The sequence below is a fragment of the Virgisporangium aurantiacum genome, from assembly GCF_016863635.1.
Classification (GTDB): domain Bacteria; phylum Actinomycetota; class Actinomycetes; order Mycobacteriales; family Micromonosporaceae; genus Virgisporangium; species Virgisporangium aurantiacum.
This window is the reverse complement of sequence record NZ_BOPG01000082.1, coordinates 85,468-108,140: the sequence shown is the minus strand read 5'-3', so window position 1 is coordinate 108,140 and position 22,673 is coordinate 85,468. Positions and strand designations below refer to the sequence as shown.

The following is a 22,673-nucleotide window of genomic DNA, read 5'->3' as shown; positions in this document are numbered from 1 at the left end:
CCCGCCCGACCATTGTCAAGGGCGTAGATGTCGGTAGTTGTTGTCATCGAATACTCCAGTTGGTGCGTTGTCACGGATCCGGTGACAATCCGGGGCCGGTGACCGCACGCGGGCAGCCCGAATTGACCGGCAAGCACCCGAATCCGGTGCCGGTCAAGGGGTGTCAGCGAGCGTTGTCAGACCGCCGTTGTCGGGCCGGAAATTGTCGGCGCGGCTGTCAGCGAACCTTCCCCGTTCAGATCCGCCGGCTGCCGGCATGGTGAAGCCCGCCGGAGCGATCACCACGCCGAACAGCGTTATCGCATCCATCACACGCTGCAACGGTTCTATTCGCGACGAAGCAACCCCGGTCGTTTTCTGTTGCTTCGCGGGCGTCCGGCGGCCCGGTTCTGCTGTCTATTCGCGCCGTCGCGGGCGCCCGGCGTTTCCCACCAGGATGAAAGCAACACCATCCACTCCGGGAAACGAACGGGAGAAGGAAATGCCACTGGCGGGTTCCACCGTGGTGCGCCGGCAACTCGGGCGCTACCTGCGGCGGCTGCGTGACGGGGCGGGCAAGACCGACGCAGACGTCGAAGAGGCGGGCCTGGCATCGAAGGCCAAGCTGTGGCGCATCGAAACCGGCAAGGTGACGGTCAAGCCCGGCGACGTGCGCGGGCTGTGCTGGCTCTACGGCACCGACCCGAGAACCATCGACGCACTGGCGACGCTCGCCACCGGCACCCGCGGCCAGGGCTGGTGGGACGACTACGGACACCGATGGTCCGGCCTGCGGCTCGGGTTGGAGGAGACCGCCGACGAGATGCGCACTTACAACGCTGAGCTTGTACACGACCTCCTGCAGACGCCCGACTATGTGCGGTCGCTCTGCCGGGCGGCCCGACCCGACACCACCGACGAGTGCATCCGGAACCAGGTGAAGCTCCGGGCCGAACGCCAACAGCGGCTGCTCACCCGCACGCCGCCGCAACGGCTCGTCGCGGTGCTCGGTGCCGGCGTCCTGACGCGTCCGGTGGGCGGTCCGGCGGTGATGGCGGACCAGCTCGCGCACCTCCGCGACCTGAACCGGCGCGACAACGTCGACATCCGGGTGCTGCCGTGGGAAGCCGGCGCCCATCCCGCGATGCTCGCCGGCCCCTTCATGATCTTCGACTTCCACCACGCGGCCGACCCGGCCGTCGTCCATGCCGAGACCCACGCCGGCGCCCGCTACCTGGAGAAGCCCGACGAGGTCGCCGAGTACCGCCGGGTCTTCGACCTCATCTACCGGCGGACGGCACCGATCGAGAACTTCCAGCCATGACGTCGACGAGTTCGTACACCGCGCAGCCACCGGACCGGTAGCGGAAGACGGCGAAGTCGGCCAGCCGCGGCGAAACCGGGGATCGCGTCTCGTCGACGAAGAGCCACGTGACGCCGTACCGGTTCCGGAGGTCGCCGAGCGTCGCCGCCGAGGTGGCGGTGAACGCGGCGTCGTTGGCCGCCAACAGATCCGGTTTCCAGAACGGAACGTCGCCGGCCGGAACGCCGAGTTTCCCGGCCCGGTCGTGTGCCTTCGCGGTGAACCCCCAGCCCTCGACCAGAACCCGGCGTTCGGTGAAGGCCGCCACCGAGAAATGCAGATTGAGGCACTCCGTGGCGGCCTCGGCCAGACAGTGCACGTTCGTCGCGACGAGGTCGTCGGGGCGCGAGTGGTCGCGTAGCCACCGGCCGGCCTCCAGCGTCCCGCCGGTGACGATCGGCTGGGACGCCGACGCGTCGCGCCAACCGTGCGCCGACGACTCGCGCAGCATGCGGGCCACGTTGCTGTAGGCGGTGGCCATGCACAACCCGGCCAGGAGGCAGACGACGAGCGCGCCGCTCAGTCCGCGCGGTGTGCCGGCCCGCAACCGGCCGGAGCGCGCGAGCGCGGTGACCACGACGACCGTCACCACGGCGACGATGACGACGGCACCGGCAGCGGCGAGGTACGGTCGGGCCAGGGCTGCCGCGAGGCCGGTCGGCCCACCCGAGTTCGCCTCCGTAGGCGTGGCCGCCGCACCGGCGTCCCGGACGATCTTCATGATCAGTATTCCGGCCAGCGCGGCGCCGGCCAGCGAAGCGCCGCGCCGCCAGTTCATCGACCGGTCACCGAGGAGCGCGGCGAGCCCACCGACCGCGGCGAGCGCGAGATAGGGCCGGGCCGACTGCAGGAAATAGCTCTGGCTGCCACCGCCCTGTGACAGCAGGGTGACCGCGCCGAGGCCGGCGACGCCGATGCCGAGCAGCAGCAGGATCTCCGGCGCGAGGAGGCGCCGTCGGGGCAGCAGACCCGCGCAGCCGGCCCACATGCACACCCAGCACCCGACGGTCAGCAGCGCGAGCATCCCCAGCCGCCCCGGACTGCCGTCCGTCCCGAAGCTTGTGCTGACGGCGGCCGCGGCACCGCGCATCGACGCCAACGGCTGCCAGCCGAGCCCCTGGCGGGCACCCCGGAACAGAACCGCCTGCGCGATCAGCAGACACGCCAGGGTCGACGCGGCGGCCAGGACGGCCGGGATGTGCGGGCGGCGATGGACGAGGAGGTGAACCGCGACCACGACCAGGACCCCGGCCAGCAGCAGCGGCAGGAACGTCGCCTTGGCACCCATGACGGCACCCGACAGCCCCACGAAGAGGGCCCAGGTGCGCGGGCCCCGGCCGTGACCGCGGAGCAGGTCCACCAGGAGGATCACGACGGGGACGAACAGCAGCGCGCCGAACGTCTGCGTGGGGCTGGTCCAGAGCTGCAGGCGCAGCGACGAGCCGTCCTCGAACGGGCTGAAGGCGAAGTACGTGGTGAAGTAGTTCGGCTGCCAGCCGTACGGGTCGGGGGCGAGTACGAGCAACGTGCCCACGACGGCGGCGACGCCCGTCCACCAGTGCCCGAACAGTTTCCGCGCCAGAACCGCGACCAGCACCACGAATGCCGCGAGCATCGGCAACGGCGACAACCGCAGCAGCAACAGCTGCGGTTCTATCCCGGTGACCCAGCTCGTCGCGGCCATCTCGGCGTACACGAACCAGTGGTAGTAGAGCGGCTCGCCGTGGACCCAGGGAGAGGTCATGGGCATGTGGTGCCTGGCCTCGCCGATCAGCGCGAGGTGGAACGGAGAGTCCATGTCGGGCGTGCCGTAGGCGGGCCAGGCCAGGCCGTGCACCCGGAAGAACTTGCTGCTCCAGAACACGAGGAGCGCGACGAGGCCGGCTACGGCCCAGGACCACAGCGCCGGCGGTCGCGGCGCGTCCGGCGGACCCCGGAAATACCGGCGCAACCGTGGAACCGCGAGGAACACACCGACGACGCCGACCGGCCAGGCGAGAACCAGGAGCGGCTGGCCGACGGCGCGGGCCGGAATGTACGTCAGCACCTCGCCGGCGTAACCCACCGCTGTGCCGGCGGCGACATCGGCCACGAATGAACCACCACCGCGGTGCGCGGCGCGCCACACGAGCGTTCCGGGCAGCACGACACAGAGCACGAGGTACGCGGCGAACACGGCCGTGGTGGCGATCGGCACGCCGTAGAAGTTCAGCAACAGCGCGGCCCCGACGGTCACCAGCACCGCCGGAACCCACCCGGACGCCGCCAGGGTCTGTGCGCTCACGTGGCCTCCGGTTCGTCGGCGGCGCTGACACCACACTCAACGAACCTGTTCGCGAAAGCGAACGCCCCGGGCCGGAGCCCGGGGCGTTCGGTCAATCACGTGGAGCGGAGATCACATGAAGTCGGCTGCGGACACGGAGGGCGCGACGCGCTCCCACGAGCTCCAGTCGGCCTCACTGGTGTTCACGTTGACCACCTTCTGCGCCCGGCGGTAGATCGCGCCCTGGTAACCGGACACGAACACCTCGAGACGCCCGTCGCCCATCGCCGTCACGACCGGGGCGCCGCTGATCGGCCAACCGAGGTCGACCCAGCTGGACCACGCGTCGGCGCCGGTGGTCTGGACGGAGTAGACGAGGTGATCGCCGCTCCGGCCGAAGACCTGAACCTTGCCGTTCGCGTTCGTCGCCACCTCGATGTTGGCGAGCGACATGGTCATCGAGATGCGGGTCCACGCGCCGAAGGCGCCGGTGCTCGACTGCACCTTGTAGGTGACGTATCCGTTCGCGTCGAGCACGAACACCTGCAGCGTGCCGTCGGTGTTCGCGACCGCCACCGGGTCGCTGTAGATCGGGCCACCCAGGTCGGTCCAGCTGTCCCACGCACCGGTGGTGGAGTTCTGAACGGCGGTCCACAGCTTGGCGGTGGGACCGCCGCCCCGTGCGAAGATCTGCGCCTTGCCGTCCTTGTTGACCACGATCGGCCCGGTCGGTTCTCCGGGACCGCTGCCCGGCTCACCCGGCGTCGCCGGTCCGGCGGTCGTGGTCGTGGTGGCCGTGGCGTCGGCACTGTTCGAGTTCGCCGCCTTGGCGACCACTGTCACCGTGTAGGCGGTTTCGGGCGTCAGCCCGGTGATCGTGCAGCCGTAGACGGCGCCGCTGACGGTCGCACAGGCCTTGCCACCCGGGGTTGCCGTCGCGGTGTAGAAGAGCACCGGAACGGTCGGGTTCGCGGCCGGGGTGTCCCAGGCGACGGCGATCGTCGAGCTGGTCGGCGTCGCGGTGACACCGGTCGGCGTGACGGGCTTGGCCGCCTCGGCCGGCGTTGTCGCGGTGGTGTCCGCCGACGTCGCCGAGGAGGTCCCGCTGCCGGTGTTACCGACGGAGTACACCTTGAAGATGTACGCCACCCCGTTGGTCAACCCGGTGACCGTGCAGGTCGTGGTGGTGCTCGTGCAGGTCTTGCTGGTGGCAGCGGCCGGGGACACGGTCCAGGCGACCACCCGGTAGCTGGCGACCGTGGCACCCGCCACCGGAGCGGTCCACGCCACCACGGCCTGGGTGTCTCCCGCCACGGCCGTCGCGCCGGTGGGCACGTTCGGCGGCGTGGTCGGCACGATCAGGTTGGACGTCCCGGCCGTCGAGGTCTGGGAGTCCGTGCTGGTCGCGGTGACCGTGTAGTAGTAGGCGCTACCGTTGGTCAGCGCGGTACCACCCGTGTCACACGTCGTCGCCGTCGCAGGGCTGGGCACGCAGGTGGCACCGACAACGACCGATCCGGCCGCGGTGTACGCCACCACCGTGTAGCTCGCGATGGTCGCGCCCGCGGTGGTCGGCGCGGTCCAGGTCACGGTCGCAGTGGTGGCGGACGTGGCGTTCGCGACGACGTTGGTCGGCGGACCCGGCTTGACGGCCGGCGACACTGCGGAGGACGCGGTGCTGGGCAGCGAGTTTCCGGTGGTGCCCGTGCCGTTCGCCACGACCTTGACGGTGTACGGCGAGCCGTTGGTCAGCCCGGTGATCTTGCAGCCGGACACGAGGGCGCTCGGGGTCGTGCACGTCTGCGCCGTGGCGTTCGAGCCCAGGTAGGCCGTCGCGGTGAAGTTGGCCAGGACGGCACCGGTGTTCGCCGCCGGTGTCCAGATGACGTTGACCTCGCCGCTGTTCCCGGTCGGCGTCGCGGTCACACCGGTCGGTGCGGCCGGCAGCGCGGGAGTGGTCGTGGCGCCCGCACTGGCCAGGAGGGTGGACGTCTTCAACGCGGTGTTGCCGGCGAGGTCCATGGCCTGCACGGTCACCGTGTAGGGCGTCCCCGCGGTCAGGCTCGAAATGGTGCACGTCGTCGAAACCGCACCGAGGACCGTGCACGTCGAGTCCGCTGTCGTGTCGGCGTCCGGGCCGTCCGCCGACGCGATGTAGCTACCGACGTCGCTGGGGTCACCGGGTGCCTGCGCCGGTGTGGTCACCCACGCGATCGCCAGCGAATTCGGGCCGGGTGTCGACGTGGGAGCCGCGAGGGCGCTGATTGGCGCCGGCACAGCCCAGGCCGGCTGGGCCATCACCAGGGAACCGGCCACCATTCCCAGCGCCGCGACAGTGCCGAGCAGCCCGCGTCTGGGCCCTGCCCGGCGGCCGCGCGACTCGGATACTTCGATCATTGCGTCTAACCCCCCGTTGCGAGGCGCCAGCTTCGGTGCCGACGCGCCATCCCCTAGCAATGTATGGCGAGGGTGGACTTTTCGTGGCAAATTGGGTAACGAGGTGCGAGTCGGTCTCTTCATTTCGCCCGGTCACCTCCGGGGGCACGCGTGATGAGCTGGAGTTTCCCGGCGTTGTCAGGCGCGGAGGCAGATGCTCAACCGAAGGAGACACAACCAGGTCTCGTGACGGGTGAATGGCGCGATCGTTGACCGGTCGTGACCCTGCCCACCGATGAACGCTCCCCGATCATCGCCCAGCGCGTCGGTCCCACCGGCGAACCGGCGGCACCCTCCGCCCCGGCGACCCGCGCGGGCCGGCTGCGGTGGCTCGCCGGCTCCGGCTGGCCGCCGGCGGCACTGCTCGTGCTCGCGACAACGGCCCTGCTGTCGTTCTACGGAGTGGGTGTCGGCACGACCGCCGCGTTCGCCGCGTACATCGTCGTGTGTGTCGTGCTTCCCGGCGCCCTGGTCTGGCGCGCCGCGACGCCCGCGGGCCGGTGGTTCGGCGCGGACGTGGCCGCCGGGGCCGCCGTCGGATACGCCGGTGAGGTGGCGGTGTACATCGTCGGCCGCTGGCTCGACGTGCCGTTCCTGGTCCTCGCCTGGCCGGTCGGCGTCATCGGCACTTTCCTCGCCGTTCCGCGGTTGCGCCGGTACTTCCGCGGCGCACCGGACGCACGGCGGACACCGGTGTGGTATTCGTGGTGCCTGGCCGCGACCGTCGCGGCGACCGTGCTCTGGAGCGTGAAGTTCTTCCGCTGGTACGGGCTCACGTGGCCCGGCTACGCGAACGTCGACACCGACTCGCCGTTCCACCTCGCGCTCATCGGCGAGGCGAAGCACCACATGCCGATGCAGGTACCGTGGCTGGCCGGTGAGCCGCTCTACTATCACTGGTTCGTCTACGCCGAGATGGCCGCGACCAGTTGGGTGACCGGCATCGAGCCGCAGGTGTTGCTTCTGCGGTTGGCGGTGCTGCCGATGCTCGGCGCGTTCGTGGTACTCGTGGCCCCGTTGGCGATGCGGCTGTTCGGTGCGTGGTGGACCGGTATCGCCGCGCCATTCGTCACGCTGTTCGTGCTGGCGCCCGACCCGTACGCCTGGCCGCTTCCGACGTTCCACATAACCAACGCCTTCGGCCCGGTCGACGACGGTTCCGTGCTGCGGTTGACGGTGTGGACGGGCCCCACCCAGACGTTCGGCGCGCTGCTGTTCGTGCCGGTCGTGCTCGTCCTCGTGGATCTGCTCCGGCGGCAGGCCACCGGTGTCGCCGCGTGGGTGTTGTTCGGGCTGATGGTCGCCGCCGTCGCGGGTGCGAAGGCGACCTATCTGCCGTTGCTGGTGGCCGCGCTGCTTCTGGTCATTGCCGGTCGGGCGGTGGCCGCCCGCCAGCTGCACCGGCCCGCGACCGGCGCCGTCGGCATCGCCCTCGGGATCGGCCTGTGCGCGCAGGTGGTCCTGTTCGGCGGGACGGCGCAGGGCGGTCTGTACGTCGGCGCGCTGAAGAACCTGAACCTCGCCGGCATCACCGGTACCGGAGTGCTGGCCGGGCCGGGACTGTGGCGACCGCTGCTCGTGCTGGCCGTGACCGCGTGGTGCTGGATCTGCGTGTGGGCCGGCATCTCCGGTCTCGTGCGCCGACGTCAGGTGCTGGAGCCGGCGGTCCTGCTGCTGATCGGTCTCGGCGTCGCCGGCGCGGGGGCGATGCTGCTGCTCGCGCAGCAGGGCGACAGTCAACGGTTCTTCTTCGAGGCCGCCCGGCCGTACCTGTCGGTTGCCGCGGTCGGCGGGCTCGCCGCGGTGCTGCGACCGGGGGCACCCGCCCGCCTCCGCGTGCCGATGCTGCTCGGTGCGGTGTGCGCCGGTGCGGTCGTGGTGCGGCTGACCCGGAGCCTTGACCGGACCACGATGCCCGCGACGTGGAACACGTCCGGCCCGACGCACCTCGTCGCCGAGCTGCTCTGGCCGTACCTGGCACTGGCCGGATGCGCGGCCGTCGCGATCGTCGCGCTGGCATTCTTCCGGCGGTCGGTGCCGCTGCTCCGGGGCACCAGCCATGCTCTGGTCATCGCGCTGCTGGCCGGCTTCGGCGTGGCGGCCACGGTCCAGAACTACACGCGTCTCGGCGCCGACGGCGCCCGCCAGGGCTGGCGCGGCGACGCGCTCCGGCAGCGACCGGCCGACCCGATGGTGCCGGGTCCGATCATCACCGAGGGCACCCGGGAGGCCGGACGGTGGCTACGGGGCCACTCCGATCCGGACGACCTGATCGCGACGAACGCACACTGCCTGCCGGCGCGGTACCCGACGTGCGTCAACCTGCACTTCGCCATCGCCGCCTACACCGAGCGTCGGGTGCTCGTGGAGGGTTGGGGATTCACCCACCGGGCGCACCAGGTGGCGAAGGAGCGCGGAACCTGGATGGGGTTCGTGCCCTACTGGGATCCGGAGAAGCTCACCGCCAACGACGCGGTGTTCCGGGCGCCGGACGTGGCCGGTGCCGCGTTGCTCCGGAGCCGCTACCGCGTGCGTTGGTTGTTCGTTGACGAGACCGGGCCGGTGCCGAACATGCCCGGCGATGTCGCGGAGTTCCGGTTCCGATCGGGCCGCACCGCGGTGTACGAACTGGTCGAGCCGGCGAGCGATAGGTAGAGGACGTCCACGTGCAGAGACGAACGACGCTTGCCGCCGGATTGACGGTGCCGTTCAACCGGACCCGGCCGGTCGGGCGGGAGACGCAGTATCTGGTCGCGGCGACGAACGACGGCCCGCTCTCCGGCGACGGACCGTTCACCCGGCGCGCGACGCGCATGCTGGTCGACCTCGTCGGCGCGCCCGCCGCGCTGCTGACCACCTCGTGTACGCACGCGCTGGACATGACCGCGATCCTGCTCGACGTGGGCCCGGGCGACGAGGTCATCGTCCCCTCGTTCACGTTCTGCTCCGTCGCGACGGCGTACGCGTTGCGGGGAGCCACCCCGGTCTTCGTGGACTGCCGGCCGGACACGCTCAACGTCGACGAGCGGTTGATCGAGCGGGCCGTCACCGACCGCACGAGGGCGATCGTCGTCATGCACTATGCCGGCGTCAGCTGCGAAATGCGCGAGATCGCCGCGATCGCGGCGCGGCACGGCCTGGTGGTCGTCGAGGACAACGCGCACGGTCTCGGTGGAACGTTCGGCGGCCGGCCGCTCGGCTCCTTCGGCGCACTGGCCACCCAGAGCTTCCACGAGACCAAGAACGTCCAGTGCGGCGAGGGTGGTGCGCTCGTCTTCAACGACGAGCGCTACCTGGAGCGGGCCGAGATCATCCGGGAGAAGGGGACCAACCGCAGCCAGTTCTTCCGCGGCATGGTCGACAAGTACCGGTGGATGGACATCGGGTCGAGCTACCTGCTGTCCGATCTGCTCGCCGCGTTCCTCACCGCCCAGCTGGAACGGTTCGACGAGAGCCAACGCGACCGGATGTACGTGTGGCGCACGTACCACGACGAACTCGCCGACTGGGCGGTTCAGCAGGGCGTGACCCAACCCACCGTGGCCGACGACCGCACCCACCCGGCGCACCTGTACCACCTCTTGATGCCCGACCTGCGGAGCCGGCAGGCGATCATCGCGCACCTGGCGGAACGGGGAGTGCAGGCGACGTTCCACTACCAGCCGTTGCACTCCTCTCCGGCCGGGCGGAGGTTCGGCCGGACCGCACCGGGTGGCTGCCCGGTGACCGAGAACGTCGCCGACCGGCTGGTCCGGTTGCCGATGTTCGCCGCGATGACACCGAACGAGCTCGACCACGTCGTCGCGTCGGTGCAATCGTTCAAGCTGCACGGCTGACCCGTGCTGGGGCGGATCGTGCGAGACCGGCGGGTCCGGTACCTGTTCGCCGGCGGGATCGCCGCCGCCGTCTACTACTCGTCCTTCGCCGGTGGCTGGCTGCTCTCCGGCGGGCGGGTGCCGTACCTGCTGATGGCCGTCGTCGCGAACGCCGTGACCACGGTCGTGACCTATCCGCTGTACCGCACGGTGGTGTTCGGTTCCGCCGCGCCGTGGCTTTCCGGCTTCGCCCGCTTCTACGTGATCTGCCTCGGCGCGCTGGCCTTCACCGCCATCGGCCTGCCGGCCCTCGTCGAGATCGCCCACCTGCCGGTGTTGGTGGCGCAGGCGATCGTCATCCTCGTGGTGCCCCTGGTCAACTACAACCTGAACCGGTACTGGACCTTCCGCCACCGACCGGCTCCACCGGTCGTTGTCTCCTGTGGACCGACCAGACCGAACCGGGAGTGAGGACCACAGTGGACGACGAGATGTACCACACCGTTGCCGGTGTACTTGTGCGGATCGCGGGCGTTCCGGTCGACCGGTTGGCGCCGGACACCCGGCTCGACGCCCTGGGACTCGACTCGCTCGCGATGCTCGAGGTCGGCCTCGCGATGCAGAAGGAGCTCGGCGTGGAGATCGACGACGCCGAGGTGGCCGGCGCGCAGACCGTCTCGGACCTCGCCGCCGTCGGGCACCGGGCCGCGCGCTCCACCGCCGGCTGACCGTGCTGCGGGCCGCGACCGACGGCGACGTCGAGGCCGTCCGGCGCTGGCGCAACCACCCCGACGTACGCCGGCACTTCATCCACACCGCGGAAATCACCCCGGAAGAGCACTGGAACTGGTGGACCGCGGTGAGCGTCGACCCCGCCTCGACGGTGCTGGTGTACGAAGCCGACGGCGTGCCGGCCGGTGCGGTCATCTTCCGGGACCATGACCCCGTCGCGCGCACCGCCGAGTGGGGCTTCTTCCTCGACGTGGACGGCCTCCGCGACCGTGGCGCCCTGCTCACCGCGTGGATCGGGCTGGAACGGGCCGCCATCCGGTACGGGTTCGACGTGCTCGGACTGGCGGTGCTCGGTGGCCGGACGCTCGCCTCCAACACCGCCGTCCTGGAGCTGCACCGGCGCTGCGGATTCCGCGAGGTCCCCCAGCGCCGGTACACGACCGAGATCGACGGGCACGCCCGCGAGGTGATCTGGACCGAGCTCCGCTCAGGCCGGTGACACGGCCGGCCAGGTCAACGCGGTCGAGCCCCAGGCCAGGCCGCCGCCGAACGCGGTGAGGAGCACGAACTCCCCCGGCCGCAGGTCGCCGGCGGCGGCCGCGTCGCACAACGCCAACGGAATCGACGCGGCGGAGGTGTTACCGACCCGCTCGATGTTCACGACCAGCCGGTCCCGGGACACATCGAGTTGATCGGCGACCGCGTGCAGGATCCGGACGTTGGCCTGGTGCCCGACGATCCGGTCGACCTCGTGCGGGGTCCGGCCCAGCCGCTCCAGCACAACGCGGGACGACCGGCTCATGTGACGGACGGCGGCGGCGAAGACCCGCTTGCCGTCCATGGTGAAGTACATCTCCTCCGGAGCGGGAGCCTGACCGCCGGACCGCTGCCGGGAACCGCCGCCCGGAACCATGATGAGTTCCGCGAGCTCGCCGTCGCTGCCGAGGTCGAAGGCGACGAGTGCGCCGGGCTCGTCGGCGTGGCCCGCGCGGAGCACCACCGCGCCGGCTCCGTCGCCGAACAGCGGGCCAGTGATGCGGTCGTCGGAGCGGACGACGCTGGAGAACACGTCCGCGCCGATCATCAGCACGCTTTGGACGAGACCGCCGCGGATCAACGCCGCCCCCGTCGCGAGCCCGTACACGAAACCCGCGCAGACCGCGTTGAGGTCGAACGCCGGCACGGTGCCCTGTCCGAGCCGGGCAGCGACCGCCGGCGCCGTCGCCGGCATGGGGTGGTCCGGCGTGGTCGTCGCGACGAGCACGGCATCCACCGTCGGGATGCCCGCGGACGCCAACGCGCGCCGGCCGGCCTCCACCGCGAGATCGGCGGTGGACGTGCCCGGCGCCACGACGCGCCGCTCGCGGATGCCCGTGCGGCTGTGGATCCACTCGTCGGTGACGCCCAACCGAGCACCCAGCTCCGCGTTGGTGACCCTGGCCGGCGGGAGGAATCCGCCGATCCCGGCCAGGACGGCTGCTTCGGTCATGTGTTGTGCAACGACCAGCGTCCCGGGTGGGGGCGGCTCGTTGAGCGCAGTATGTCCGTATCCGTCGTCGTCCCCTGCTACCGCTCGGCGCGCACCCTGCCGGCTCTGGTCGCGCGGCTACGGCAGATCCTTCCGGAGGCGACGGCGGCGTACGAGATCATCCTCGTCGTCGACGGGAGCCCGGACGGCACGTGGGCCGTCGCGCACGACCTGGCGCAGCGTGAGGTGCCGGTGCGGGCGATCCGGCTGGCGCGCAACTACGGGCAGCACAACGCGTTGCTCGCCGGTCTACGGGCGGCCCGGTTCGACACCGTCGTCACGATGGACGACGACCTGCAGCACCCGCCGGAGGAGATCCCCCGCCTGCTGGCGGAGCTGACCGACGAGGTCGACCTGGTGTACGGCATCGCGCGCGACGAGGAGCACGGCGTCCTGCGCAGCATGGCGTCACGCTCGGCCAAGGCCGGCATGTCCGTCGCGCTCGGTGTGCGCGGCGCCGTCCAGACCAGCGCCTTCCGGGCGTTCCGGAGCTTTCTCCGGGACGGGCTCGACCTCGTGAACGGCCCGCACGTCTCGATCGACGTGGCGTTGTCGTGGGGCACGACACGCATCCGGGCGGTGGAGGTGCGGATGGCGGAACGGGCCGAGGGCACCTCCGGCTACACCTTCCGCGTTCTGCTCAGACACGCCGCCACCATGGTGCTCGGGTACTCGACCGCACCGCTCCGGCTGGTCACCTACCTGGGTCTGCTGGTCGGTCTGGCCGGCCTGGCGTTGTTCGTGCGGCTCATCTGGCTCTACGTCAACGGCGCGACCACGGTGGCCGGCTTCACCACGATCTCGGCGATGGTCGCGCTGTTCTCGTCCGCGCAGATGATCGCCATCGGCGTGCTCGGCGAGTACGTGGGCCGCATCCACGCCGGCGGCATGGGTCGGCCGGCCTACGTGGTGCGGGAGAGCGTCGAGGGGTCGGACCAGCCGGTCGGTCCGACCGTCGGCGTCCAGCGAACGCCGCCGACTAGCTGAGCGGGAGATCGACGCCGAGAAGGTCGCACAGGGCGACCGCACCGGGCCGGGTGACGCGCACCGCCCGACCGCTTCCGACCCGGGCGATCCATCCCCGGCGCAGGAACGTCTCCGCGATCAGCGCACCCGCGAGGCCGGCGAGGTGCGGACGTCGCTCGGTCCAGTCGAGGCATTCCCGCGTCAGCGGCCGGCTGCCCCGTAGCCGCTCGGGTGCCACGCCGAGCTCGATCGTCAGCCATTCGCGGCCGGCCGGGGTGAGGGAGAGCCCGCCGGTCGGGTCGAGAAGCTTGCGGGACGCGAGTGCGTCGGTCACCGCGACGCCGAGCCGCCCGGCGAGGTGGTCGTAGCAGGTGCGGCCGCGGGCCAGGGCCGCCGCCGCGTTGACGCCCCGCAACGTGCGCGGCGGTTCCGCCGGCGCGGTCGCGGCCAGCAGGTCCTCGACCAGCCGGGCCACCGCCGGGCCGGCCAACTCGACGTACCGGTGCCGGCCCTGCCGCCGCTCGGTGACCAGCCCACCGGCGTGCAGCCGGTTGATGTGCTCCGACGCCGTGGGCGCGGCGACGCCGGCCACCCGGGCCAGTTCGCCCGCGGTCCAGGCCCGCCCGTCGAGCAGCGCCAGGCAGAACGCCGCCCGAGTGCGGTCGGCGAGCAGGCCGGCGAGGCCGGCCAGTGCCTGGGCGTCGGGCAACATGGGCCAATCGTGCCAGCCGGACGGTTCGGCGCGCGCCGAACCGTCGCGGGCCTAGCGTTCCCCCATGGACGACGCATATGCCGTGTTGACCGACGACGAGCGGTACCGGATGCCCGCGGTGGGTCCGGCGGAATCGGGCATCGGGTGGCTGCGCGCCACGGTCGCCCGGTTCAGCGACGGACCGGCGCACCGCAGGCGCCGGGCGTACGCCGTCGCGATGCTCGCGGACCTCGACCCGCGCGCGCTGGCCCGGGACGCCGCCACCGAGACCGCGGCACTCCTCGAACGGATCGACACCCCGGGCACCGACCTGATGACGGCGGTGGCGCGGCCGGTGCCGGTGACGGTGCTCGGCCGTGCTCTCGGCGTCCACGATGATGATCTTGCCGCGCGGATCGCGGCCGCCGCGCGGGCCTACCAGCCCGACCACGACGGCGGCCCGGCGGCCGACCGGTGCGCCGACGACGCGGTGGACGCCCTCGCGGCCGGCGACGCGAGCGAGGAGTCGGCCGCGCGGATCGGGCTGCTGGTTCAGGCGTGCGAGGCGACGGCGGCGCTGGTGCGCGACGGGATGCGGGCCGGGTCGGTCGAGGCGGCGTTGCGCGGCGGCCCGCCGGTTCCGCGGACGCGGCGCGTGCGCGCCGGCGTGGTGGTGCCGGTGGATCTGAGCGAACATCCGTTCGGTGCCGGTCCGCATGCGTGCCCGGGACAGGAACACGCGCTCGCGATCGCATCGGCTATGGTGAATCTGCTATGGCCAAAGGCCTTTTTCTTCCGTTACTGATCAGTTAACTTACGGAGCATGGTTGTTGCAACGACCATGCAAAAAACTCCGATCCGCGGACGCGCGGCCGATCAGCGCGGGCTCGACGCGCTCCGTCGACGGGCGGCCGGTGGACGCGGCGGAGCACTGCTGATCCGGGGCGAACCGGGCACCGGAAAGTCGACGCTGCTGCGGCACGTGGAGTCGACGGCCGACGGCACCGTCCTGCGCACCGCCGGCCTGGCCGAGGAGGCGGCGCTGCCGTACGCCGCCCTGCACCGGTTGCTGCAGCCGCTCGCCGGTGCCGGGCTGCCGCCGCTCGTGGAGCGGGCCATCTCGGGCGGCGGGTGCCCGCCCGCCGACCGGTTGCGGCTGTCGACGGCCGTGCTGCGCCTGCTCGCCGCCGCCGGCCCGGTCGTGTGCTGCGTCGACGACGCCCACCTGCTCGATCCGGCGTCGGCCGACACGCTCGGGTTCGTCGCCCGGCGGGTCGGGCCGCACCGGGTCGCCGTCGTGTTCACGGCCGGTGGCGACGGCGCGGCCGACGACCCGGTGCCGGGCGTGCCGTGCCGGTGGATCTCCGGGCTGGCCCAGCCCGCGAGCCGCGCCCTGCTCGCCGACCTGGTGCCGGGCGGCCTGCCCTCCGACGTGGCCGGCGCGCTGGTCGACCTCGCCCGGGGCAACCCGCAGGCACTGGTCGACCTGGCCCGGTCGCTCACGCCGGCGCAGCGTCGCGGCGAGGCGCCGCTGCCCCGCGGTCTCCCCCTCGACAGCACGCTGCGCCGCGCCTACCGCGCCCGCCTCGCGCTGCTCCCGCCCGACACCCGCTGGCTGCTGCTGCTCGCCGCGGCCGACGACCACCTCGACGCCACCGAACTCGTCCGGGCCGCCCACGCCAGCGGCACCGACCTCGCGGCGCTCGCACCGGCCGAGTTGTGCGGCGTGCTCCGGGTGCACGGCGATCGGCTGACCTTCCCCCAGCCGATGGCCCGCACGGTGACGTACGACGAGGCGCCGATGGGTCAGCGGCAGGCCGCCCACCGGCTGCTCGCCGAAACGCTCGACCCGGGGCGGCACCGCCTGCGGTGCGCGCTGCACCGGACCGCCGGCACGGCCGAACCCTCGACCGCCGACGGCGACGAACTGGCCGCCGCGGCCGCTTCCGGCCGCGGTGCCGCCGACGCCCTCGAACGCGCCGCCGACCTCACCAGCGACCCGGCGGTGGCCGCGGCCAGGCTGGTCGCGGCGGCCCGGCTCGCGTGGACGGCCGGCCAACCGCACCGGGCCCGGATGCTGCTCCGCCGCACGCCCCACGGCCCGGCAGCCGACCTCCTCGCCGGCGAGATCGAACTGCGCGCGGGCGCACCGGCCGGCGCGTTGCGGACCCTGCTCGCGGCCGCCGACCGGCTCGCTCCGGCGCCGGCTCTCCGGGCCCTGGCCTTCGCCGGCGACGCCCTCTGCTACGCCGGCAACCACGCCCGGTTCCCCGGCCTGGCCCGCCGCGCCGCCGCGCTGTTCGACCCGCCTCCGCCCGGCGCCGGGATCCGGCCCGCCACCCCGCCCCGGCCCGGCGTCTCCCGGGCCGATGAACTCGCCGCCCGGTATCTCGGCGGGATGGCGGCCATGCTGCGCGGACGCCATGCCGACGCGGTCGAGCAGTTGCGGCGGGCCGCCGAACTCGGCTCGTCGACGGCCGACCCGGCGGCGCTCACCTGGGCCGCCACCGCCAGCCTCCTGCTCGCCGACGACGCCGGCGCCGACCACCTGGCCGGCCGCGCGGCGGAGGCGGGCGACGTCTCGGCCCGGCCGCGGGCGCTGGAGATCCGCGCCTACGCCGAGTACTGGCTGGGCCGGCTCGACGCCGCACAGACCACCGCCCGCGACGGCCTGCGCGAGGCCGAGGCCGCCGCCCAGGACAACACCGCCGACACGTTCGCCGGGTTTCTCGCGGTGCTCGCCGCGCGGCACGGGGACGAGGCGGCCTGCCGCCGGTACGCGGCGACGGCCACCCGGCGACCCAGCGCCGATCTCATGAACCGGCCGCAGGCCCTCAGCGAGTGGGCGCTGGCGCTACTCGACCTCGCCGCCGGACGCGCGACCGACGCGGCCGCCCGGATCGGCACGATCGCCGACCCACGCACCGGTCGGGGGCAGCTCGCCGTGTACATGATGGCCGCGCCCGACCTCGCCGAGGCCGGCCCGACGGACACCACCGCCTTCACCCGGTGGGCCGACGCCACGGGTGACCCGCTGCGCCGCGCGCTCGCGGCCCGCTGCCGGGCCCTGGCGCAGCGGCGCGGCAGCCCGGAGGCGGCCGAGTCCTTCCGGGAGGCGCTGCGGCTGCACCGCGCCGCCGGCAACGACTTCGAGCGGGCCCGCACGGAGTTGCTGTTCGGCCGCGACCAGCGGGGCCACGCCGCGCTCAAGGCGGCCCTGGCCACGTTCGAACGGCTGGGCCTCCACGCGTGGGTGGCCAGGACGACCGACGCGCTGCGCGCCGCCGACGCGGATCCGGCGGCCGAAACCCTGACGGCACAACAGATGCTGATCGCCCGCATGGTGGCCGCCGGCGCGACAAACCGCGAGGTGGCCGCGCGGCTCTACCTGAGCACCCGCACGGTGGACCACCACATGCGCAACATCTTCGTCCGGCTGGGCATCCGGTCGCGCATCGAGCTGGCGAAGCTGTTTTCCTAACCGAGCTTCTCGTACGCCACCAGCGTGAGGAACTCCGGCAGCTCGTCGCCCAGGGTGACCTTTTCGAACACCTCGCGGGTCTCCGCCGGGCGGCCCTTCTCCCACACGTCGTCGCCGACCGCGCCGCGGATCTTCGCCAGCTCCTCGTCGAGGTAGCGCAGCACGAGTTCGCGCGTCACGGTGGCGCCGTTGTCCAATGTGGACCGGTGCCGGATCCACTGCCAGATCTGCGATCGCGAGATCTCCGCCGTGGCGGCGTCCTCCATGAGGTTGTTGATGCCGGCGGCGCCGCGCCCGCTGAGCCAGAACGAGATATACTGGAACGCGACCGCGATGTTGCCGCGCAGGCCGGCCTCGGTGATCGCACCCGGTGTGGCGCCGGCGTCGAGCAACTGGGCGGCGGTCACCGACACGTCGGGGCGCTGGCGGTCGATCTGGTTCGGCTTGTCGCCGAGGACGTCGTCGAATGCCTTCAGCGCCACCGACACCACGTCGGGGTGCGCCACCCACGTCCCGTCGAATCCGGCGCCGGCCTCGCGGCGCTTGTCCTCCTCCACCGCCTCGATCGCGCGCTTGTTCGCCTCCGCGTCCTTGCGCGACGGGATGAGCGCGGCCATGCCGCCCATCGCGAACGCGCCGCGCCGGTGGCAGGTGGCCACCAGCAGTTCGGCGTAGGAACGCATGAACGGCACGGTCATCTTGACGTCGGTGCGGTCGGGCAGCACGAAGCCCGGCTCGTTCCGGTACGACTTGATCATCGAGAAGATGTAGTCCCAGCGGCCGGCGTTCAGCCCGTACGAGTGCTCGCGCAACTCGAACAGGATCTCCTCCATCTGGAACGCCGCCGGCAACGTCTCGATGAGCACGGTGGCCCGGATCGACCCGTGCCCGACGCCCAGCGCGTCTTCGGTGAACGTGAAGACGTCGTTCCACAGCCGCGCTTCGAGGAAGTGCTCCATCTTCGGCAGGTAGAGGTACGGCGCGGATCCCTTTGCCAGCAACCGCTTCGCGTTGTGGAACACGTAGAGCCCGAAGTCCATGAACGCGCCCGCGATCGGCCCGTCGTTCACGGTGAGGTGGTTCTCGGGGAGGTGCCAGCCGCGCGGGCGCACCAGCAACGTGGCCGGATTCTCCTTGAGCGCGTACCGCTTGCCCTCCGAGGACTCGTACGTGATCGTGCCCTCGATCGCGTCGATCAGGTTGACGTGCCCCTCGGCCTGGTTCTTCCACGTGGGGCTGTTGGCGTCTTCGAAGTCGGCCATGAACCCCTTGGCACCGGAGTTCAACGCGTTGATGACGAGCTTGCGGTCGGTCGGGCCGGTGATCTCGACGCGCCGGTCGGCGTAGTCGGGCCGCGGCGGCGCCACCTGCCAGTCGTCCTCCCGCACGTCGTGCGTCTCCAGCAGGAAGTCCTCCGGCGCCATTCGCTCCCGCCGCGCCGCCAGCAGTTCCGTGCGGCGGGTGTTGAAGCGGCCGTGCAACTCGCCCAGGAACGCCAGCGCCTCGGGGGTCAGGACCTCGGCGCGGGTCCGCTCGTCGAGTTCGGGCAGCGACGTGTATTCAACGGTCACGGTTGCACTCCTCGGATCGACGCGTCGAGCAGGGTCATCGGATGGTAGACCGGCACGGCATCCGCCATATGCGCCGTGATCTGCAGCGCGCACCCGGGGTTCGCCGCGGCGATCGCCTGTGCACCGGTGGCCGCGAGGTTGGCGGCCTTGCGGGCGCCCAGTTTCGCCGCCGCCTCCGGCTGGGTGAGGTTGTAGATGCCGGCCGAGCCGCAGCAGATCTCCCACTCCTTCGGCTCCACGAGCGTGAGGCCGGGGATCCCCGTCAGAAGCTCCCGTGGCGGCTTCCGCACCCCCTGCGCGTGCGCGAGGTGGCACGCGTCGTGGTACGCCACCGTCAGCTCCAGCGGATGACGGGCGGCCTGCGGCGGATCGGAAGCGAGCACCTCGTGCACGTCTTTCACCTTGGCAGAAAACGCCCGCGCCCGCTCGCTCCACTGTGGATCGTCGGCCAGCAGGTGCCCGTAGTCCTTCATCGCCGAGCCGCAGCCGGCCACGTTCACGGCGATCGCGTCGAAGTCCTCGTACGCCTCGATCGTCTCCTTGGCGAGGCCGAGCGCCTCCGGCTCGAACCCGCTGTGCAGTTGCAGCGCGCCGCAGCAGCGCGGCCGGCGCGGCGCGTGCACCTCGTACCCCTCGGCGGCGAGCACCCGCACGGTCGCGGCGTTCACGTCGCCGAACAGCACGCGGTTGATGCAGCCCTGCATCAGCGCGATCCGCCCGCGCTTCTCGCGGCCGGGCGCGGGCGGGGTCACCGTGGCGAGGCGGCGGGTGGTCGCGCTGATCGGCACGCGCGGCGCCAACGTCATGAGGGCCTTCATCTTGGACGCGGGGAAGCGCCGCCCGATCAGCGCCGCCAACCGCCGTCCCACGCCCAGCCGGCTGTCCGCCGCGAGCGCCGGCACCACCGCGCGCAACCGGCCGGGGTGGGTGAACAACGCGAAGATCGCCCTACGGTAGCGGCGTTCCGCGGGCGTCCGCGGACCGTTGCGCTCCAATTGCGGACGCACCTGCTCGATCAGCCGGTCGTACTGCACGCCCGACGGGCACGCGGTGACGCACGCCATGCAGCCGAGGCACCGGTCGAAGTGCTGGAGCATCGGCAGCGAGAGCTTCTCGCCCTCCTCGTGGCCCACCCGCATGAGCAGGATCCGGCCCCGGGGCGAGTCCATCTCCTCGCCGAACGCCACGTAGCTCGGGCACGTCGGCAGGCAGAATCCACAGTGGACGCAGTCCTTGATGAGCTCGGGCGACGGGGGCCGCTGGGTGTCCCAGGCGGTCATCAGATCCCTCCCACGAACGTTCCGGGCCGGAACACACCGGCGGGATCGAAGCGGGCCTTGACCCGCCGCATGACCGTCAACGCGCCCGGATCCGGCGCGGGCCACGGGTCCACGCCGTCGGGTACGACACCGTCCACGATGGAGCACGCCCGCGGCGCGAGGGCCGCGCGGACCGTGGCCACCCACTCGGCTGTCGGCGGGCCGCCCAACCAGAACAGTCCGAGCGCGGCCCGGCCGACCGCCTCGGCGCCGGTGTCGCGGGCCACCGCCAGCACCCGGGCCAGGTCGGTGGGGCGGCCGGACACCTTGAGGGTCAGGCCGTCGGGACGGCGTTGGCGGGCGCGCTGCGCGGCCCAGGTCTCGGCGTCGTCGCTGACGACCGCGATGTCGTCGAGCCCGTCGAGCAGGTCGCGGGCCGCCTCGGCGCGCTCGACGGCGGTGTGGCCGCCGAAGCGAACCAGGAGCTGTCCACTGTGGCCGGACCACGCGACGTCGAGGCAGCTCGCCTCCAGCGGGCGGGCCGCGAGCGCCTTCGCGGCGGCGGCCAGCCGGTCCGGGTCGGCGGAGGCGCCGGTGACCGTCGCGGTGCGCAGCGGTTGCGGGTGCAGGCGCACCGCCACCTCGGCGATCAGCCCGAGCGTGCCGTACGAGCCGGCGAACAGCTTCGCGAGGTCGTAGCCGGCGACGTTCTTGATGACCTTCCCGCCGGCGCGGGCCACGGTGCCGTCGGAGAGCACCACGGTGATCCCGATGACGAGGTCGCGCACGGCGCCGTACCGGTGCCGCGCCGGCCCCGAGTCGGCCGTGGCGACCAGGCCGCCGATCGTTCCGCCGCCGGGCGGGTCGAGCGCGAGCCACTGGCCGGCCGTGGCGAACGCCGCCTGCGCCTCGGCGAGCGGCACACCGGCTTCGAGGACGGCCGTGAAGTCGCCGGGGTTGTGTTCGAGGATCCGGTTCAGCCGGCGCGTGCTCAACGGTTCGCCGAGAACCGGGATCCCGTGCGAGCCCGCGCCTGTCGGGTGCACCGGACCGTCGACGGCCTTCAGGAGGGACGCGGCTTCGTCCACTGTGGATGGTTCGAGCATCAGAAGCGCTCCGCCAGTCCGGCCTTTTCGAGGGGATGCTGCCGGTACGGCCCGGGCACCTCGCCGCACAGCCGCGGCGTCGGCATCACCTTGCCGGGGTTGGCCAGCCGGGCCGGGTCGAACGCGCACCGCAGGCGCTGGAACGCGTCGAGGTCGGCCTCGGCGAACATCTTCGGCATGTGCTTCTTCTTGTCGACGCCCACCCCGTGCTCGCCGGTGATCGAGCCGCCGGCCTCCAGGCACACGTCGAGGATGCGGCCCGACAGCTCCTCCGCCTTCTCGGCCTCCCCGGCCACCCGGCCGTCGTAGCAGACCAGCGGGTGCAGGTTGCCGTCGCCGGCGTGGAAGACGTTCGCGACGGTGAGGCCGTAGGTCTGCGCGAGCTCGTCGATGCGGGTCAGCACGTCGGGCAGCTTCGTGCGGGGGATCACGCCGTCCTGCACGAAGTAGTTGGGCGACATGCGTCCCATCGCCGGGAACGCGGCCTTGCGCGTCTTCCAGAAGAGCGCGCGCTCGGCCTCGTCGCGGCTGACCCGCACGTCGTCGGACCCGCACCGCCGGCAGATCGCGACGACCTCGTCGAACTGGGCGACGCACTCCTGCTCGGACCCGTCGAGTTCGACCAGCAACGCCGCACCCCGGCCCACCGGGTAACCGGCGTGGGCCATCGCCTCGGCGGCGGCGATCGTCACCGCGTCCATCATCTCGATCGCGCCCGGCACGACGCCGCCCTGCACGATCTCCGACACGGCCTCGCCGGCCTGGCGGGTGCTGTCGAAGAACGCGACGAGCGTGCGGGTCGACTCGGGCACCGGCACGACGCGCAGCCAGACCTTCGTCGCGATGCCGAGCGTGCCCTCCGCACCGACGAACGCGCCCAGCAGGTCGTAGCCCGGCGCGTCGAGTTCCGGACCGCCGAGTTCGATCTCTTCGCCGTCCGACAGGACGACGGTGAGGCCGGTGACGTAGTTCGTCGTGAAGCCGTACTTGAAGCAGTGCGCGCCACCCGAGTTCTCGGCGACGTTGCCGCCGATGGTGCACACGATCTGGCTCGACGGGTCGGGCGGGTAGAAGAAGTCCGGCGCCACGGCGGCCGACACCGACACGTTGGTGACGCCGGGCTCCACGCACACCCGCCCGTTGTCGAGGTCGATCTCCAGCACCTTCGTGAGCCGGGAGAGGACGATGAGCACGCCGTCGGCCACCGGCAGGGCGCCGCCGGACAGCCCCGATCCGGCCCCCCGGGGAACCCACGGCACGTTGGCGTCGGCGCACGCCATCACCACGGCGCGGACCTGCTCCCCGTCGCCCGGAAGAACCGCAACGGCGGGCAGGGCGTGGTACTGGAGCAGTCCGTCGGACTCGTAGGTGCGGAGCTGGTGCTCATGCGTGAACAGCCACTCATCGCCCACGATGTCGCGCAGCTTCTGGATCAGAGGTTCCACAGGGCCCCCGGTCGGGTTACGGCGGCATTGGTCTGACC

At 72.1% G+C, this 22,673-nt stretch carries 18 protein-coding genes; 9 read left to right on the top strand and 9 right to left on the bottom strand.

The annotated features are described in order from the left end of the window. Positions 1-153 precede the first annotated feature (153 nt). On the bottom strand, positions 154-309 hold the full coding sequence (locus Vau01_RS51280) for a hypothetical protein (protein WP_204008623.1): 156 nt from the start codon (positions 307-309) through the stop codon (positions 154-156). 172 nt (positions 310-481) lie between these two features. On the opposite strand from Vau01_RS51280, the gene Vau01_RS51275 reads away from it, so the two are divergent. Continuing rightward, positions 482-1,303, top strand: coding sequence for a helix-turn-helix domain-containing protein (locus Vau01_RS51275; RefSeq protein WP_204008621.1), 822 nt, complete (start codon positions 482-484; stop codon positions 1,301-1,303). On the opposite strand, the gene Vau01_RS51270 is transcribed toward Vau01_RS51275, so the two are convergent. Beyond that, the gene (locus tag Vau01_RS51270) at positions 1,260-3,626 is read right to left on the bottom strand and encodes a hypothetical protein (protein ID WP_204008620.1); all 2,367 of its coding nucleotides are present in this window, start codon (positions 3,624-3,626) and stop codon (positions 1,260-1,262) included. The two genes, Vau01_RS51275 and Vau01_RS51270, sit on opposite strands and share 44 nt — an antisense overlap. A gap of 111 nt (positions 3,627-3,737) precedes the next feature. Then, entirely contained in the window at positions 3,738-6,002 is a 2,265-nt protein-coding gene (locus Vau01_RS51265; RefSeq protein WP_204008617.1) for a fibronectin type III domain-containing protein, read from the bottom strand. A gap of 258 nt (positions 6,003-6,260) precedes the next feature. On the opposite strand from Vau01_RS51265, the gene Vau01_RS51260 reads away from it, so the two are divergent. From Vau01_RS51260 to Vau01_RS51240, 5 genes are read left to right on the top strand one after another with little or no spacing between them, the layout of a single operon-like run. Next, complete coding sequence (locus tag Vau01_RS51260) at positions 6,261-8,696, top strand: hypothetical protein (RefSeq protein WP_204008615.1); 2,436 nt, start codon at positions 6,261-6,263, stop codon at positions 8,694-8,696. Positions 8,697-8,707: 11 nt separating this feature from the next. Further along, positions 8,708-9,877, top strand: coding sequence for a dTDP-4-amino-4,6-dideoxygalactose transaminase (gene rffA / locus Vau01_RS51255; protein WP_204008613.1), 1,170 nt, complete (start codon positions 8,708-8,710; stop codon positions 9,875-9,877). Positions 9,878-9,880: 3 nt separating this feature from the next. After that, a complete protein-coding gene (locus Vau01_RS51250) occupies positions 9,881-10,327 on the top strand; it encodes a GtrA family protein (RefSeq protein WP_204008611.1) in 447 nt (148 codons plus the stop codon). After that, a complete protein-coding gene (locus Vau01_RS51245; RefSeq protein WP_204008609.1) occupies positions 10,324-10,584 on the top strand; it encodes an acyl carrier protein in 261 nt (86 codons plus the stop codon). The genes Vau01_RS51250 and Vau01_RS51245 overlap by 4 nt, the downstream gene beginning before the upstream one ends. Before the next feature lie 2 nt (positions 10,585-10,586). Further along, entirely contained in the window at positions 10,587-11,087 is a 501-nt protein-coding gene (locus tag Vau01_RS51240; protein WP_204008607.1) for a GNAT family N-acetyltransferase, read from the top strand. Here the strand turns inward: Vau01_RS51240 and Vau01_RS51235 are convergent. After that, positions 11,076-12,077 carry a beta-ketoacyl-ACP synthase III gene (locus tag Vau01_RS51235; RefSeq protein ID WP_204008605.1) on the bottom strand — a complete coding sequence of 334 codons (1,002 nt, stop codon included), beginning with the start codon at positions 12,075-12,077 and terminating at the stop codon, positions 11,076-11,078. The two genes, Vau01_RS51240 and Vau01_RS51235, sit on opposite strands and share 12 nt — an antisense overlap. Positions 12,078-12,128: 51 nt before the next feature. On the opposite strand from Vau01_RS51235, the gene Vau01_RS51230 reads away from it, so the two are divergent. Continuing rightward, positions 12,129-13,103, top strand: a complete 975-nt coding sequence (locus Vau01_RS51230; protein ID WP_204008603.1) for a glycosyltransferase family 2 protein — start codon at positions 12,129-12,131, stop codon at positions 13,101-13,103. Here the strand turns inward: Vau01_RS51230 and Vau01_RS51225 are convergent. Then, on the bottom strand, positions 13,096-13,794 hold the full coding sequence (locus tag Vau01_RS51225; protein ID WP_204008601.1) for a helix-turn-helix domain-containing protein: 699 nt from the start codon (positions 13,792-13,794) through the stop codon (positions 13,096-13,098). The two genes, Vau01_RS51230 and Vau01_RS51225, sit on opposite strands and share 8 nt — an antisense overlap. 64 nt (positions 13,795-13,858) lie before the next feature. Here Vau01_RS51225 and Vau01_RS51220 point away from each other — a divergent pair, with 64 nt between their 5' ends. Both Vau01_RS51220 and Vau01_RS51215 read left to right on the top strand, forming a co-directional pair. After that, entirely contained in the window at positions 13,859-14,578 is a 720-nt protein-coding gene (locus tag Vau01_RS51220) for a cytochrome P450 family protein (protein WP_204008599.1), read from the top strand. Between the two features lie 18 nt (positions 14,579-14,596). Continuing rightward, positions 14,597-17,254, top strand: a complete 2,658-nt coding sequence (locus tag Vau01_RS51215) for an AAA family ATPase (protein ID WP_204008597.1) — start codon at positions 14,597-14,599, stop codon at positions 17,252-17,254. Here Vau01_RS51215 and aceB read toward each other — a convergent pair. From aceB to Vau01_RS51195, 4 genes are read right to left on the bottom strand one after another with little or no spacing between them, the layout of a single operon-like run. After that, entirely contained in the window at positions 17,251-18,825 is a 1,575-nt protein-coding gene (gene aceB / locus Vau01_RS51210; protein WP_239152620.1) for a malate synthase A, read from the bottom strand. The two genes, Vau01_RS51215 and aceB, sit on opposite strands and share 4 nt — an antisense overlap. Then, on the bottom strand, positions 18,822-20,105 hold the full coding sequence (locus Vau01_RS51205) for a (Fe-S)-binding protein (RefSeq protein ID WP_204008595.1): 1,284 nt from the start codon (positions 20,103-20,105) through the stop codon (positions 18,822-18,824). Before Vau01_RS51205 ends, aceB begins: the two co-directional genes overlap by 4 nt. Then, complete coding sequence (locus Vau01_RS51200; RefSeq protein ID WP_204008593.1) at positions 20,105-21,190, bottom strand: FAD-binding oxidoreductase; 1,086 nt, start codon at positions 21,188-21,190, stop codon at positions 20,105-20,107. Before Vau01_RS51200 ends, Vau01_RS51205 begins: the two co-directional genes overlap by 1 nt. Continuing rightward, positions 21,190-22,635, bottom strand: coding sequence for an FAD-linked oxidase C-terminal domain-containing protein (locus Vau01_RS51195; protein ID WP_204008591.1), 1,446 nt, complete (start codon positions 22,633-22,635; stop codon positions 21,190-21,192). Before Vau01_RS51195 ends, Vau01_RS51200 begins: the two co-directional genes overlap by 1 nt. Positions 22,636-22,673: the final 38 nt, after the last annotated feature.